Annotated in this window: 12 protein-coding genes; 3 read left to right on the plus strand and 9 right to left on the minus strand. The window is 66.0% G+C overall.

What is annotated here, in order from left to right:
* Positions 1 to 4: 4 nt before the first annotated feature.
* The gene (locus tag IRZ56_RS06200) at positions 5 to 520 is read right to left on the minus strand and encodes a dihydrofolate reductase (protein WP_196144132.1); all 516 of its coding nucleotides are present in this window, start codon (positions 518 to 520) and stop codon (positions 5 to 7) included.
* A 53-nt stretch (positions 521 to 573) separates the two neighbouring features.
* On the opposite strand from IRZ56_RS06200, the gene IRZ56_RS06205 reads away from it, so the two are divergent.
* A complete protein-coding gene (locus IRZ56_RS06205; RefSeq protein ID WP_196144133.1) occupies positions 574 to 1,965 on the plus strand; it encodes a DUF2868 domain-containing protein in 1,392 nt (463 codons plus the stop codon).
* The gene (locus IRZ56_RS06210) at positions 1,958 to 3,322 is read left to right on the plus strand and encodes a GTPase/DUF3482 domain-containing protein (RefSeq protein WP_196144134.1); all 1,365 of its coding nucleotides are present in this window, start codon (positions 1,958 to 1,960) and stop codon (positions 3,320 to 3,322) included. The genes IRZ56_RS06205 and IRZ56_RS06210 overlap by 8 nt, the downstream gene beginning before the upstream one ends.
* A gap of 102 nt (positions 3,323 to 3,424) precedes the next feature.
* Here IRZ56_RS06210 and IRZ56_RS06215 read toward each other — a convergent pair whose 3' ends face one another.
* The 5 genes from IRZ56_RS06215 to IRZ56_RS06235 all read right to left on the minus strand — a co-directional run bounded on the left by IRZ56_RS06215 (position 3,425) and on the right by IRZ56_RS06235 (position 10,640).
* Positions 3,425 to 4,450, minus strand: coding sequence for a putative 2-aminoethylphosphonate ABC transporter substrate-binding protein (locus tag IRZ56_RS06215; protein WP_196144135.1), 1,026 nt, complete (start codon positions 4,448 to 4,450; stop codon positions 3,425 to 3,427).
* A gap of 30 nt (positions 4,451 to 4,480) precedes the next feature.
* Entirely contained in the window at positions 4,481 to 6,205 is a 1,725-nt protein-coding gene (locus IRZ56_RS06220) for a putative 2-aminoethylphosphonate ABC transporter permease subunit (RefSeq protein WP_196144136.1), read from the minus strand.
* 1 nt (position 6,206) lies between these two features.
* Positions 6,207 to 7,271, minus strand: coding sequence for a putative 2-aminoethylphosphonate ABC transporter ATP-binding protein (locus IRZ56_RS06225; RefSeq protein ID WP_196144137.1), 1,065 nt, complete (start codon positions 7,269 to 7,271; stop codon positions 6,207 to 6,209).
* Positions 7,272 to 7,528: 257 nt separating this feature from the next.
* A complete protein-coding gene (locus tag IRZ56_RS06230; protein ID WP_196144138.1) occupies positions 7,529 to 8,398 on the minus strand; it encodes a LysR family transcriptional regulator in 870 nt (289 codons plus the stop codon).
* A 10-nt stretch (positions 8,399 to 8,408) separates the two neighbouring features.
* The gene (locus IRZ56_RS06235) at positions 8,409 to 10,640 is read right to left on the minus strand and encodes a heavy metal translocating P-type ATPase (protein WP_196144139.1); all 2,232 of its coding nucleotides are present in this window, start codon (positions 10,638 to 10,640) and stop codon (positions 8,409 to 8,411) included.
* Between the two features lie 184 nt (positions 10,641 to 10,824).
* Between IRZ56_RS06235 and cadR the strand changes: the two genes are divergently transcribed.
* On the plus strand, positions 10,825 to 11,268 hold the full coding sequence (gene cadR, locus IRZ56_RS06240) for a Cd(II)/Pb(II)-responsive transcriptional regulator (RefSeq protein ID WP_196144140.1): 444 nt from the start codon (positions 10,825 to 10,827) through the stop codon (positions 11,266 to 11,268).
* Between the two features lie 95 nt (positions 11,269 to 11,363).
* Here cadR and IRZ56_RS06245 read toward each other — a convergent pair whose 3' ends face one another.
* The 3 genes from IRZ56_RS06245 to IRZ56_RS06255 are packed head-to-tail and all read right to left on the minus strand — an operon-like array spanning position 11,364 to position 14,004.
* On the minus strand, positions 11,364 to 12,335 hold the full coding sequence (locus IRZ56_RS06245) for a thymidylate synthase (protein WP_196144141.1): 972 nt from the start codon (positions 12,333 to 12,335) through the stop codon (positions 11,364 to 11,366).
* Positions 12,336 to 12,383: 48 nt separating this feature from the next.
* A complete protein-coding gene (gene lgt / locus IRZ56_RS06250; RefSeq protein WP_196144142.1) occupies positions 12,384 to 13,193 on the minus strand; it encodes a prolipoprotein diacylglyceryl transferase in 810 nt (269 codons plus the stop codon).
* Positions 13,194 to 13,221: 28 nt separating this feature from the next.
* The gene (locus IRZ56_RS06255; protein ID WP_196144143.1) at positions 13,222 to 14,004 is read right to left on the minus strand and encodes a sulfite exporter TauE/SafE family protein; all 783 of its coding nucleotides are present in this window, start codon (positions 14,002 to 14,004) and stop codon (positions 13,222 to 13,224) included.
* Between the last annotated feature and the right edge of the window lie 74 nt (positions 14,005 to 14,078).

Consider the following 14,078-nt stretch of genomic DNA (forward strand, 5'->3'; position numbering starts at 1 on the left):
GTGCTCAAACCCGATCCCACACCTCGAAATGATAGGCAGGCTTGCCTTCCTCGACCTGCGGCTCAGTCGAGGTCAGCGTCCATTGCGCCTTGTCGAACTCAGGGAACCACGCATCCCCCTCCGGCGACAGCTCCACCCGGGTCAGGTACATCCGGTTCACCAGCCCCTTCTCCAACGCCTGCCCATACAGCTGCGCGCCTCCGATCAGCATCAGCTCGCCAACCCCCTGCTCCCGTGCCCACTGTTCGGCGCGCGCCACCGCGGCCTCCAGCGACGGGAACACTTCAGCCCCGGCAAGCGTCAGGCCCGGTTGGCGGCTGACCACGATGTTCAGCCGGCCCGGCAGCGGTCGCCCGAGCGAATCCCAGGTCTTGCGCCCCATGATGATCGGCTTGCCCAGGGTCGTGGCCTTGAAGTATTTGAAGTCCCCCGGCAGGTGCCAGGGCATGGAATTGTCGATGCCGATCACGCGGTTCTCGGCGAGCGCCGCGATCAGGCTGAGAGGGAGTGATGTATTCATGGGGGCGAGGATAGCACCCGGCGCCTGGGTTATGCTTTGCCCTGACTTGTGCAATGGAAGAGCTCGTGACTGCACCCACCCGATTCGACAAACGCTGGCTTACCGAAGCGGTGCGCCTGCGCGAGGAACAGGCCGGCCCCCTGGAGGACCAGGAAGCCAACCGTCGCGCCCGCCAGCAGGGCGGCGACCTGACGGCGCGCATCGAAACCCGCGCCCTGTGGCTGGCCGAACGCGATGGCATGGCCGATGCCCTGCGGCATTGGAAACAAGGCGCGCGTCTGGCCTTGCTGGCCCTGTCGCTGCTCGCCACGCTCAGCGGCGCAGGCCTGGGCCTGGCTGCCCTGGGCGATGGCCAGCGCCCGGTGAATGTGTTCTGGGCCGTGGGCAGCTTGCTTGGCCTGAACCTCTTGATGCTGCTGGGCTGGGCTGCGGGCCTGCTACTGGCCGGCGAGCACGGTGCGGGCCTTGGCCGCCTATGGCTATGGCTCAGCGAACGCCTGGCGCGCAACGCCAAGGCCGCACACCTGGCCCCGGCCTTGCTGGTGATGCTGCAGCGCCAACGCCTGAACCGCTGGTTGCTGGGCGTTCTGGTGCACAGCCTGTGGTCGCTGGCGATGGCGGTCGCGCTGGGCATGCTGCTGGCCCTGCTGGCCACCCGGCGCTACGGCTTCGTCTGGGAAACCACCTTGCTGGCCGCCGAACCCTTCATCGGCCTGACCCAAACCTTGGGCGCACTACCGTCGCTGCTGGGCTTCGCGGTGCCGGACGAGGCCATGATCCGCGCCAGCGGCGATACCTTGCCGGCATTGGAGCTGGCACGCCAGGCCTGGGCCAGCTGGCTGCTCGGCGTGGTGCTGGTGTATGGGCTGCTGCCACGCCTGCTGCTGGCCGCCCTGTGCCTGTGGCGTTGGCGCCAGGGGCGCGAACGCCTGGCCCTGGACCTGAACCTGCCGGGCTATAGCCAGCTGCGCGATGTGCTGATGCCCAGCAGCGAGCGGCTCGGCGTGCAGGATGCGGCTCCCGAGGCCCTGCCGCAGTTCCAGGCAGCCCAGCGCGAAAGCCAGGACGGCGGCGCCCTGCTGGTCGGCCTGGAGCTGGACGACCAGCGTTCCTGGCCACCGGCCTTGCCCCATAGCATCGGCAATGCCGGTGTGCTCGACAGCCGCGAGTCGCGCCACAAGCTGCTGGAGCAGCTCAGCCGCTTCCCGCCGGCACGCCTGGCCATCGCCTGCGACCCGCGCCGCTCGCCGGATCGTGGCAGCCTCGCGCTGTTGGCCGAGCTAGCACGCAATGCCGGCGCCACGCGAATCTGGCTGCTCCAGGCGCTTCCCGGCCAGCCGCTGGATGCCGACCGCCTGGGCGATTGGCACGACGCCCTTGACCGTCTCGGCCTGCCCCACGCCGACACCGCGCCCTTGACCTGGCTGGAGCATGGCCATGACTGAGCCCCTGAAGCTGGCCGTGGTCGGCCATACCAACGTCGGCAAGACCTCGCTACTGCGTACCCTGACCCGTGACGTCGGCTTCGGCGAGGTCTCCCATCGCCCCAGCACTACCCGCCACGTGGAAGGCGCACGCCTGTCGGTGGACGGCCAGCCCTTGCTGGAGCTGTACGACACGCCGGGACTGGAAGATGCCATCGCCCTGCTCGACTACCTGGAGCGCTTGGAACGCCCCGGCGAACGCCTGGATGGCCCGGCGCGGCTGGAGCGCTTCCTGCAGGGCAGCGAGGCCCGTCAGCGCTTCGAGCAGGAAGCCAAGGTGCTGCGCCAGCTGCTGGCCAGCAACGCCGGGCTCTATGTGATCGATGCGCGCGAGCCGGTGCTGGCCAAGTACCGCGACGAACTGGAAGTCCTGGCCAGTTGCGGCAAGCCATTGCTACCGGTGCTCAACTTCGTCGCCAGCAACCAGCACCGTGAGCCGGAGTGGCGCGAGGCCTTGGCCCGTCTGGGCCTGCATGCGCTGGTGCGTTTCGACAGCGTGGCGCCACCGGAAGATGGCGAGCGCCGCCTGTACGAGAGTCTGGCCTTGCTCCTGGAAGATGCCCGCCCGGCCCTGCAGCGCCTGGTCGATGACCAACAGGTCCAGCGTCTGGCCCGGCGCCAGGGTGCCAAGCGCCTGGTCGCCGAGCTGCTGCTCGACTGCGCCGCCTGCCGGCGCAGCGTACCCGCCGAGCCAGCCGCCGAGGCGCAGGCCATCGAAGCCCTGCGCCACGAAGTGCGCCAGCGGGAGCAACGTTGCGTCGAGGCGCTGCTCAGACTCTACGCCTTCCGCCGCGAGGACGCCCATGCCAGCGACCTGCCCTTGCTGGACGGGCGCTGGGGGGACGACCTGTTCAACCCCGAAACCCTCAAGCTGCTGGGGGTGCGCCTGGGCAGCGGCGTCGCCGCCGGAGCCGCCGCCGGAGCCGGGGTGGACCTGCTGGTGGGCGGCCTGACCCTGGGCGCCGCAGCGCTGGCCGGGGCCATTGCCGGAGGTGCGCTGCAGACCGCGCGCAACTATGGGTCGCGGTTGATGGGCAAGCTCAAGGGCCAGCGTGAACTGACCGTGGACGACACCGTGCTGCGCCTGCTGGCGTTGCGCCAACAGCAGCTGATCGCCGCGCTCGACAGCCGCGGGCACGCGGCGCAAGACAGCATTCGCCTGGGTGAGCTGGATGAAAGCACCTGGCGCGAGGGCAAGCTACCCGAGGCGCTCAAGCGTGCGCGGGCACATCCGCAGTGGTCGTCGCTCAACCCTGGGGCGCGCCTCAACCAGACCGAGCGGCAGGAGCAACTCGACGCCTTGGTGAAGAACCTTTAGGCCCAATCGCCGGCAAGCCGGCTCCCACAAGTACGGCGGCAAGCGCAGGACAGGTGGGAGCCGGCTTGCCGGCGATTCGAGGCCGTAGGCCTCGCGATGCCTTTACTGTTGGGCAACCTTCTCCGACTTGCCGTCGTAGCGCTTACGCCACTCGGCGAGGATCTGGTCGCGGTTCTTCGAGGCCCAGGCAAAATCGTTCTTGATCAGGCGCTGCTCGTAGTCCGCCGGCAGCTCGGTCTGAGGCTTGGCGATACCCGGCGCAGCCAGCACCGCGAAGTTTTCCTTGTACAGCTCCATGGCGGCCGGGCTCGCCGAGAAGTCGGCCAGGCGCTTGGCCGCATCGGCCTTCGGCGAACCTTTGATCACTGCGGTGGCCTCGATTTCCCAGCCCAGGCCTTCCTTGGGCAGGACGATGTCCAGCGGCGCACCCTGGCGCTTGAGCTGCACGGCCGGGTATTCGAACGAGATACCGATCGGGAACTCGCCGGCAGCCGCCAACTTGCACGGTTTGGAACCGGAATGGACGTATTGGCCGATGTTCTGGTGCAGGGCGTCCATGTAGGCCCAACCCTGCGGTTCACCAAAGGTCTGCAACCAGGCGCTGACATCCAGGAAGCCCGTGCCGGACGACGCCGGGTTCGGCATGACGATCTTGCCCTTGTATTCAGGCTTGGTCAGGTCCTGCCAGCTCACCGGCTTGCTCAGCCCCTGCTTCTGGGCCTCGATGGTGTTGAAGCAGATAGTCGCAGCCCATACATCCATGCCGACCCAGGCCGGCGGGTTAGCCGCATCCCGGTAGTTCGGCGAGATCTTGCCCAGGTCTTTGGGCGCATAGGCCTCGAGCATGCCGTTCTGGTCGAGGATCGCCAGGCTGGATGCGGCCAGGCCCCAAACCGCATCGGCCTGCGGGCGGTCCTTCTCGGCCAGCAGTTTGGCGGTGATGATGCCCGTGGAGTCGCGCACCCATTTGATCTCGATGTCCGGGTTGGCCTTTTCGAAAGCCTGCTTGTAGCTCTTGAGCTGCTCGGCCTCCAGGGCCGTGTATACGGTCAACTGGGTCGCGGCAGCCGAAGCCTGCAGGCTGAACACAGCGGATACGGCAGCGACAAGTGCGAGGGGCTTGAACATGATGCGGTTCCTTACAGGGTTGGCAGTCGGTCAATGGCCGGGGGCGCGCTGGCGCCAGGCCTGGGAGCGGCGCAGCAGGCCGCGGGAAGCACCGGCCAGCAGCAGCGAAGCAGTCGCGCTGGTCAGCAGGATCAACGTCGACATGGCGGCGGCGCCGCCCACGTTGCCGGCGTCGTCCATGTTCAGCACGGCGACGGCGGCGAGGATGGTGTCAGGGCTGTACAGGAAGATCGCCGCCGACACCGTGGTCATCGCCGAAACGAACAGGTAACGGATGATGTCCAGCAGCGCTGGCAGGCAGATCGGTACGGTGACCCGGGCAAAATGCTTGTACAGCGGAGCCTTGAGCGACAGCGCCGCGGCCTCGAACTCGCTGTCCAGCTGGCGCAACGCAGTGGTCGCGGTCATCTGCGCGGTGGTCAGGTAGTGGGCGATGGTGCACACCACCAGCAGCGCCATGCCTCCATAGAACACGTGCAGCGGGTTGCCCGCCAGGTTGAAGAAGAATACATAGCCCAGCCCAAGCACCAACCCGGGTACGGCCATGGGGATGAAGCTCAGCAGGCGCAAGGCCTGGTTGAGCGGCCGTTGGCCCTGGGTCTTCTCCATCAGGTAGGCACCGGTGAAGATCACCGCGCTGCCGATCACGGCGGTGGCCAGGGCCATGGTCACGCTGTTGCGATAGGCCAGCCAGCCGCCACCGGCAGTATCGTCGAACATATAGTGCTTGAACGACAGCGACAGGTTGTAAGGCCAGAACGTGACCAGCGACGAGTACACCGCCATGCCGATGACCATCAGCAGCACCGCGCACACCAGCAACACTATGGCCAGGAAACAGGCATCACGGCTGCCCGAAGGCTTGGGCTGGAACACCTGGGCGCGGCCACTCATGGCCTCGCCCTGGCGACGACGCAGCCAGGCATCCACGGCAAAGCTCAGCAACGCCGGCACCAGCAGGACCATGCCGATCAGCGCGCCACGGCCGAATTGCTGCTGGCCGACCACGGCTTTGTAGGCCTCCAGCGCCAGCACCTGATAGTCGCCGCCCACCACCACCGGCACGCCGAAATCGGTGATGGTCAAGGTGAACACCAGGCAGAACGCGGCGAACACCGCCTGGCGCGTGCCCGGCCAGGTGACGCTGCGAAACGCCCGCCATGGCCCTGCGCCCATGCTCGAGGCGGCGTCGAACAGCCGGGCATCGGCCAGCGACAGCGCCGAGAGCAGGATCATCAAGGCATGGGGGAAGGTGTAGATGGCCTCGCCCAGGACGATGCCCCAGAAGCCGTAGACGTTGTCGGTCAGCAGCCCGCGCAACAGGCCCTGGTTGCCGAACAGGTACACCAGGGCGATGGCCGGCAGCATGGACGGCGCCAGCAGCGGCAACAGGGAAATCCCGCGCCACAGGCCCTTGGCCGGTATCAGGGTGCGCTGCAGGGCATAGGCGAACAGGTAGGCCAGCGGCACGACGATGGCCGCGACGCTGAAGGCCACCTTGAGGCTGTTGCCCAGCAACCAGTGGAAGTTCTCGCTGGCGAACAACTCGCGGGCAGCGACCAGGCCGCCGCCTTGGCCAGCGTCGCCATTGAAGCCGCGCCAGAAAATCGCCAGCAGCGGCATCAGCACGGCGAGGATGAGCAGGGCCAGCAGCAGGCTCTTGCCGCCGACGACGAAAAGGCGATCCCCCAGCGCCACACCACTGCGGGGCGCGGCCTTGGCCTGGGCGATCGGCACGGACATTGGCGCGGCCATCTCAGGCAAAGACCTGCAGGCTGCGCGGCGGCAGGGCCACCCAGATGTCCTGGGAGCCCAGGCGCGGCATGGCCTCCGGGGCCACTTCCGCCAGCAAGGAATGGCCTGGCAGTGCCTTGAGTTCGAAACTCATGCGGCAGCGGTTGCCGAGGAAGGTGATTTCCCGAACCAGAGCCGGGAACAGGTTTTCCTCATGCACCGGCGGGTTGACGGTAATCGCCTCCGGCCGGCAGAACAGGCGGCCACTGCCCGCCTGCACGGCGCCCGGGACCAGGCGCATGTTCACGTCACCGACCTGGGCATGATGCTCGCCACTGCGCTGGAACGGCAGCCAGTTGCCCTGACCGACGAACTCGGCGACGAAGGGGGTGGCGGGTTGGTCGTAGATTTCCTGCGGGGTGGCGTACTGCTCGACCTGGCCGTGGTTCATCACGGCAATGCGATCGGCCATCAGCATGGCTTCGTCCTGGTTGTGGGTCACCATCAAGGTGGTGATGCCCAACTGACGCTGCAGTTGGCGCAGCTCGGTGCACAGGTGTTCGCGCACGCGAGCATCGAGGGCCGACATCGGCTCGTCGAGCAACAGCAACGAAGGTGCCGGCGCCAGGGCGCGGGCCAGGGCCACGCGCTGCTGCTGGCCACCGGATAGCTGGCCGGGGTACTTCTTCTCGCTGCCGGAAAGGCCGACCAGCTCGAGCATCTCGGCCACGCGGTGGCGGGCCTCTTCGCGGCTGCAGCCGGTCAGGCCGTAGGCGATGTTGGCTTCGACGGTGAGGTTGGGGAACAGCGCGTAGGACTGGAACAGGATGCCGTAGTCACGGGCCTGGGGTGGCAGCTCGGAGATGTCGCGCTCACCGATGTACAGCTCACCGCGATCCTGGCGCTCCAGGCCGGCGATGCAGCGCAACAGCGTGGTCTTGCCGCAGCCCGAAGGGCCGAGCAGGCAGACCAGTTCGCCTGCGGCGATGTCCAGGGACACATCGTTCAGTGCGGTGAAGGCGCCGAAGCGCTTGTAGATGCCGCGCACTTTCATTTGTGCGCCTGGGGTGGTGATGACGTTGTTCATGACAGGGCCTCATCGAACAGATGGGGCCCATGCTAGGAACTCAATGCGAAGGTTATGTGGCTTGGAGGTAAAAGCTGCCGATAGTGCTATTCAAGAATTTTGTAGTGAATTCGCCGGCCCAATCGCGGGACAAGCCCGCTCGGAGGGCAGCGCTTACCACTCGTTCTTTGTGCGACAGCGCAACCCGAAGGGCTGGGTGATCTCCCACAGGCATTGCGCAAACCCTGTGGGAGCGGGCTTGCCCCGCGATTGGGCGCTCAGAACCGCGACCCAGCCACCTCTTGCGCCACCCCGAGGAACGCCGCTGGCAGTCGCGCTTGGCGGCGCTCCTTCAGGCAATACAGGTATTCATGCATCACCGGTGCGTTGTCCAGCGCCAGCACCCGCAGCTCCGGGTTATGCGGCACTTCATGACGGGCGATGATGCTGATGCCGATGTTGCGCAGCACCGCCTCGCGGATCGACTCGCGGCTGCCGATCTCCAGCAGCGTCCCACCACCGATCCCGGCGCCCTCGAGCATCCGCTCGGTCAGCTTGCGGGTGGTCGAACCCTGCTCGCGCATCAGCAGGCAATGCCCGGCCAGCGCCTCGATCGACACCGCCTCACGATGGGCCAAGGGGTGATTGCGGTGCACCGCCACCACCAACGGGTCGGCCCCCAGCACCTTGCGCACCAGACGGTTGTCCTCCACCAGCTGCGACGACGCCGCAATGTCCACCCGGTAGTCCTCGAGCATTTCCAGCACCTGCTGGGAGTTGCCGATCTCCACCGTCAGCTCTACCTGGGGCAGGCGCTCGCGGAAGACCTTCACCAGGTCGAGGATGTAGTACGGCGCGGTGGCCGCGATGCGCAAGCCGCCCTGGGCCTGGCCGCTGTTGCGCAGCTCGAACTCGATGTCGGCTTCCTGCTGGAGCAACGCCTTGACCATCGGCAACAGCCGCGCGCCCTCCTCGCTCAGCACCAGGCGCCGCCCGCCACGGTAGAACAGCTCTACCGCGTATTGGCTCTCCAGGTTGCGGATCTGCGTGGTCACCGTGGGCTGGCTGAGCCCGAGCTTCTTCGCGGCCAAGGTAATACTGCCCAGGCGAGCCACCATGTAGAAAGCCTTGAGCTCGGCGCTCAGCATCGGGTTACCTCTATTTGCGCAGCAGGCGCAAGCCATTGAACACCACCAGCAGGCTCACGCCCATGTCGGCGAACACCGCCATCCACATGGTCGCCATGCCGGCGAAGGTGATCGCCAGGAAAATCGCCTTGATACCCAGGGCCAGCACGATGTTCTGGGTGAGGATCGCCGCACTTTGGCGCGACAGCCTGACGAAGGCGGGGATTTTACGCAAGTCGTCGTCCATCAGCGCTACATCGGCGGTCTCGATGGCGGTGTCGGTGCCCGCTGCCGCCATGGCGAAGCCGATCTCGGCACGGGCCAGGGCCGGCGCGTCGTTGATGCCATCGCCGACCATGCCCACACGATGCCCTTGGGCATACAGCTGCTCGATGCTGTCGAGCTTGTCCGCAGGCAGCAGGTTGCCCTCGGCGCGGTCGATGCCCACCTGGGCGGCGATGGCCTGGGCCGTGTGCGGATTGTCGCCGGTCAACATGACAGTCTTGATACCCAACGCGTGCAGCTCAGCGATGGCCTGGCGGCTGCTGTCCTTGACCGTGTCGGCCACGGCGAACAGTGCGAGCGGGCCGGAGCCGTCGAGCAGCAGCACCACGGTCTTGCCCTGGCGTTCCAGTTGGTCGAGCTCGGCTTCCAGCGCGGGCGAGCACAGGCCCAGTTCCTCGACCAGGCGGTGGTTGCCCAGGTGATACAGGGTGCCGTCGATCTCGCCCTTCACGCCGCGACCGGCCAGGGCGGTGAAGTCACTCACCTCGCCCAAGGCCAGGCCCTGTTCGTGGGCATGCTGGGCAATGGCACCGGACACCGGGTGGTCGGAGCGCCCGGCGAGGCTCGCGGCCAACGCCTGGACACGGCCTTCGAACAACGGGTCGAGAATTTTGCTGTCGGTCTGCACCGGCTTGCCATGGGTGATGGTGCCGGTCTTGTCCAGGGCGAGGAAGTCCAGCTTGCGCCCGCCCTCCAGGTAGACCCCGCCCTTGATCAGGATGCCCTTGCGTGCCGCAGCGGCCAGGCCGCTGACGATGGTCACCGGGGTGGAGATCACCAGTGCGCACGGGCACGCTACCACCAGCAGCACCAAAGCACGGTAGATCCAGTCGAACCAGGCGCCAGCCATGAACACGGGTGGGAAGATCGCCACCGCCAGGGCCACGGCGAACACCACTGGCGTGTAGATGCGCGAGAACTGGTCGACGAAGCGCTGGGTCGGCGCCCGGGCGCCTTGGGCCTCTTCCACGGCCTTGATGATGCGCGCCAGGGTCGACTGGCCAGCCAGGGCCGTGACGCGGTATTCCAGCGCGCCGGCCTGGTTGATGGTGCCGGCGAACAGTTTGTCGCCCACGGCTTTCTCGACCGGCAGGCTTTCGCCAGTGATCGGCGCCTGATCGACGCTCGATTGTCCACTGACCACTTCGCCATCCAGGCCGATGCGTTCGCCCGGGCGCACCCGCACCAAGGTCCCCAGGGCTACCTCGCGAACCTCGACCTCACGCCACTGGCCATCGGGCTGCTGCACCGTGGCCATGTCCGGGCTCAGTTGCATCAGGCCACCGATGGCATTGCGGGCGCGGTCCAGCGAACGCGCCTCGATCAATTCGGCGACAGTGAACAACACCATGACCATCGCGGCCTCCGGCCATTGGCCGATCAACACCGCGCCGGTCACGGCGATGCTCATCAATGCGTTGATGTTGAGGTTGCGGTTCTTCAGGGCGATCCAGCCCTTCTTGTAGGTCCCCAGGCCACAGCCCAGGATGGCCGCCAGCGCCAGCGCGGCAACGACCCATTCCGGCGCCAGGCCAGCGAAGTGCACCACCTCGGCGGCAATCGCCGCCACGCCGGAAAGCGCCAGCGGCCACCAACGCGTCTTGCCGGACTGCGGCGCGGTGTGGGTACCGTCGTCCTCACTGGCCAGGGGCTCGGCGCGCATGCCCAGGCTGTCGATGGCCCGTTCGATCTCGGCGGTGCCGTTCAAGGTGTGATGCACACCCAACACCCGATTGATCAGGTTGAACTCCAGCTGCTCGACCCCGGCCAGCTTGCCGAGCTTGTCCTGGATCAGGCTCTGCTCGGTGGGGCAATCCATCGCCTCGATGCGGAAACGGCTCAGGCGCGCACTGCCACTGGCCTTTTCGGTCAGTTGCACCAAGGCCGGCGCAGCACTGGCGCCGCAGCAACGGTGGGCATGGGGTTCATGGCCATGATCGTGGTCATGCTTGTGTTCGGGGCTGACAGGCTGGTTCATGGAATCATCCTTAACGTGAGCACTGGCCTTTGTAGGAATGACTTGCCCAGCGATGGCATCCGGTCAGGCAATCGCGTCGTTGCGGCTGACGCATCGCGGGGCAAACCCGCTCCTACAGGAAGGGGTTGTTGCCAAGTGAACACCCTGTAGCCACTATAGGGTCAACCCCTCCTGGAGATTCGCCATGAAGATCGGAGAACTGGCCAAGGCCACCGATTGCGCCGTGGAGACCATCCGCTACTACGAGCGCGAGCGACTGCTGCCCGAACCGGCACGTACCGAAGGCAACTACCGGCTCTACACCCAGGCCCATGTCGAGCGCCTGACCTTCATCCGCAACTGCCGCACGCTGGACATGACCCTGGACGAAATCCGCAGCCTGCTGACGCTACGCGACAGCCCCGATGGCTCGTGCGGCAGCGTCAATGCGCTGATCGACGAACATATCGAGCATGTACAGGCACGGATCGATGGGTTGATGGCGTTGCAGGCGCAACTGGTGGAGTTGCGCCAGCGATGCAATGCCAAGGGATCGGAGTGCGCGATCTTGCAGCGCCTGGAGACCAATGGCGCGGTGTCGCTACCGGAGACCGAGCATTCCCATGTGGGAAGAAGCCACGGGCATTGATGGATTGCCCCATCGCCGGCAAGCCGGCACCCACCAGGCTCCGTGGGAGCCGGCTGGCCGGCGATGGGCTGCAAAGCAGCCCCCGCAACTTGGGATCAGACCGCCATCGGCGCCGTCATCGGCGCATGGTGCTCGTACCCTTCCAGGCTGAAGTCGCTCGGCTCGATCTTCTCCAACCATTCTGGCTCGTACTTGCCGGTCTTGGCGAACTCAGGCACGCGGTCGCTGATCACCAGTTTGGGCGCCGCCAGCGGCTCGCGCTTCATCTGCTCGTTCAACATGTCCAGGTGGTTCTCGTACACATGGGCATCGCCGATGAAGTAGGTGAACCAGCGCGGCGTATAGCCGGTCAGGCGACCGAACAGCGACAGCAGCGCCGCCCCTTCGGTGAGGTTGAACGGCGTGCCCAGGCCCAGGTCATTGGAGCGGATGTACAGCGTCAGGGAGATTTCCCGGGTTTCGACATTGGGGTGGAACTGGTACAGCAGGTGGCACGGCGGCAGCGCCATTTCATCGAGCTGGGCGCAGTTCCAGCCGTGGAACAGGATGCGTCGGCTGCCCGGGTCATTGGCAATGGTGTCCAGGCACTGGCGCACCTGGTCGATGGCCTTGTACAGGATGACGAACGCCTGGCCGTTCTCCTCGTCTTGGGCGATCTGGCGGAACCCTGCCTTCTCGGCCATTTCGATGGCCGCCGGGTTGCTCAGCGGGATACGCTTGTAACCCGGCCACTGGCGCCACTGCACGCCGTAGATCTCGCCGAGGTCGTCATGACCCTGGCGGAACGGGTTGGCCAACCACTGGGCATTTTCGTTGGCGTTCTGGTCCCAGACCTTGCAACCCAGCTCGCGGAATTTGCCGGCGTTCTTCACGCCACGCAGGAAGCCCACCATCTCGCCGATCGCCGACTTGAACGCGAGCTTACGGGTGGTGATGGCTGGGAAGCCCTTCTGCAGGTCGAAACGCAGCATCGCGCCCGGCAGGCTGATGGTGCGGATGCCGGTGCGGTTTTCCTGCAACGTGCCGTTTTCGATGACGTCGCGGACCAGGTCTAGATACTGTTTCATGGCTTACCTGTAGCAAGAACGGCAGGAGGATCGCCCCTGCCGTGGAAATCAAACGGTGGCCTTGGCCGTCGGTTTACGGTTGTAAGCCCACCAGATCAGGAAGATGCCGCCGACGATCATCGGCACGCAGAGCAGCTGACCCATGGTCAACCAGCCGAAGGCGATGTAGCCCAGCTGGGCGTCGGGCACCCGCACGAACTCCACGATGAAGCGGAAGATGCCGTAGAACAGCGCGAACATGCCGGAAACGGCCATGGTCGGGCGCGGCTTGCGCGAGTAAAGCCAGAGGATGGCAAATAATGCCACACCTTCGAGGGCGAACTGGTACAGCTGCGACGGGTGACGCGGCAGTTGGGCCGGGTCGCTGAACGGCGGGAAGACCATCGCCCAGGGCACGTCGGTGGCCTTGCCCCAGAGCTCGGCGTTGATGAAGTTGCCGATGCGCCCGGCGCCCAGGCCGATCGGCACCAACGGGGCGACGAAGTCCATCAGCTCGAAGAACGACTTGTTGTTGCGCTTGCCGAACCACAGCGCCGCCAGCATCACGCCGATGAAGCCGCCATGGAACGACATGCCGCCCTTCCACACTTCGAAGATCAAGGTCGGGTTGGCCAGGTACTGGTGCAGGTCATAGAACAGCACGTAGCCCAAGCGCCCACCGACGATCACGCCCATGGACAGCCAGAACACCAGGTCGGAGAGTTTTTCGCGGGTCCAGGTGGGGTCGAAGCGGTTCAGCCGACGCGAGGCGAGCAGCCAGGCACCGCCAATGCCGATCAGGTACATCAACCCGTACCAGTGGATTTTCAGCGGCCCGATGGCCACGGCCACGGGGTCGATCTGCGGGTAAGGCAGCATGGTGGTTCCTCTAGGTCAAATCAGGAAGCTAGATCAGGAAGCTCAGGCCGACGCAGAACAGCAGCGCGGCGAACAGACGCTTGAGCAGGCGTGGCGACAACCGGTGTGCCAGGCGCGCGCCGAAGCGGGCGAAGAACATACTGGTCACGGCGATGCCCACCAACGCAGGGATGTAGACGTAACCCAGGCTGTGGGCCGGCAGGTGCTCGTCATGCCAGCCCAACCACATGAAGCTCAGGGCGCTGGCCATGGCGATCGGCAAGCCGCAGGCCGACGAGGTCGCCACCGCCTTCTGCATCGGCAGGCTGCGCCAGGTCAGGAACGGCACGGTCAGCGAACCACCGCCGATGCCGAAGATCGCCGAGGCCCAGCCGATCACCCCGCCAGCACCGACCAACCCGGGCTTGCCGGGGATGCCACGGCTGGCCTTGGGCTTGAGATCCAGAGCCATCTGCACGGCAATCACCAGGGCGAATACGCCGATGATCTTCTGCAGCATCGGCCCCTGGATCAGCGAGGCGGTCTTGGCGCCGATGCCGGCACCGATGAGGATGCCCAGGGTCATCCAGGCGAAGATCGGCCATTGCACCGCGCCCTTTCGCTGGTGCTCAAGCACGGCGTTGATGGACGTGAAGACGATGGTCGCCAACGAAGTACCGACGGCCAGGTGAGTCAGCACCGACGGGTCGAAGCCCTGCAAGGTGAAGCTGAACACCAACACCGGCACGATGATGATGCCGCCACCCACGCCGAACAGCCCGGCCAGTACGCCGGCGCATGCGCCCAACAACAGATAGAGTACGAATTCCATTCGCCGCCCCCATGGAAACAATCCGGCATGGTAACGGATGCCAGCCCTGGGGCTCTAGTGAACTCTGCGTTAGA

The organism is Pseudomonas guariconensis (assembly GCF_015680235.1).
GTDB lineage: Bacteria > Pseudomonadota > Gammaproteobacteria > Pseudomonadales > Pseudomonadaceae > Aquipseudomonas > Aquipseudomonas guariconensis_A.